Below are 1,380 nucleotides of genomic sequence, written 5' to 3' on the forward strand. Positions count from 1 at the left end.
GGGCCATACAGACGGGGTGGAAGCGACCACGGGACCGCTGGGCCAGGGAATCGCCATGGCCGTGGGAATGGCGATGGCCGAAGCCCATCTGGCCGCAACATATAACCGGAAAGATTTTCCCGTGATCGATCACCTCACCTATGCCCTGACGGGGGATGGAGACCTGATGGAAGGCATTTCCCATGAAGCGGCTTCCCTGGCGGGGCACCTGAAACTGGGCAAACTGATTGTCCTCTATGATTCCAATGACATTTCCCTGGACGGAGAGTTGAACCGCTCCTTCTCCGAAAACATCCAGCAACGATTCCAGGCATATGGCTGGCAAGTGCTGCGTGTGGAAGACGGAAACAATGTGGAGGAAATCAGGCGGGCGATCAGGGCAGCAAAAGCCCATACGGAACAACCCACCCTGATTGAAATCAAGACCGTAATCGGGTACGGTTCTCCCAACAAATCCGGTTCCTCGGCTTCCCACGGAGCACCGCTGGGCGAAGAGGAAGTCAAACTGACCAAGGAATTCTACGGCTGGACCCATGAACCGTTTTATGTGCCGGAGGAAGTTTATGCTGATTTTGAGGAAAAAGTGGTCAAACCGGGCGCGCAAAAGGAAGCGGAGTGGAAAAAACTGTTTGCCGCTTATGAAGAAGCTTATCCCGAACCGGCCCGGGAACTGAAACAGGCCATTGCGGGAAAACTGCCGGAAGGCTGGGAGAAGGAACTGCCTGTCTTTGAAGCGGGGAAAGATCCCCTGGCCACCCGGGCCTCTTCCGGAAAGGTACTGAACGCCATCGCCAGACAGGTTCCGTATTTCCTTGGCGGAAGTGCCGACCTGGCCGGTTCCAACAAAACCACGATCAATGGGGAAGATGATTTCTCCAGCCGGAACTATGCCGGAAGAAATATCTGGTTTGGCGTGCGTGAACACGCGATGGGAGCTGCCCTGAACGGAATGGCGCTACATGGCGGATTGAAAGTGTACGGAGGCACCTTCTTCGTCTTTAACGATTACCTGCGTCCGTCCATTCGCCTGGCTGCGCTGATGAAGCAGCCCGTCATCTATGTGTTGACCCATGATTCGATCGCCGTGGGTGAAGACGGCCCCACGCACGAACCGATCGAACATTTGGCAGCTTTGCGTGCCATGCCGGGACTGTCCCTGATCCGTCCGGCTGACGCCAACGAGACGCAGGCAGCGTGGAGACTGGCGCTGGAATCGACCGATAAGCCGACGGCACTGGTACTGACGCGACAAAATCTGCCCACGCTGGAAGGCACCCGGGAAAAAGCGTATGAAGGCGTGAAAAAAGGCGCTTATGTGATCAGCGATGCCGACAAGGAAACACCGGATGCCCTGCTGTTGGCAACGGGTTCGGAAGTTTC

Annotated in this window: 1 protein-coding gene; it reads left to right on the forward strand. The window is 56.3% G+C overall.

Annotated features, from left to right (window positions below):
- Positions 1–1,380: transketolase family protein (locus H2C83_RS17055; protein WP_181742368.1), on the forward strand; the 1,380-nt coding region annotated here is incomplete at both ends.

The sequence above is a fragment of the Thermoactinomyces mirandus genome (genome assembly GCF_013868055.1).
GTDB lineage: Bacteria > Bacillota > Bacilli > Thermoactinomycetales > Thermoactinomycetaceae > Thermoactinomyces > Thermoactinomyces mirandus.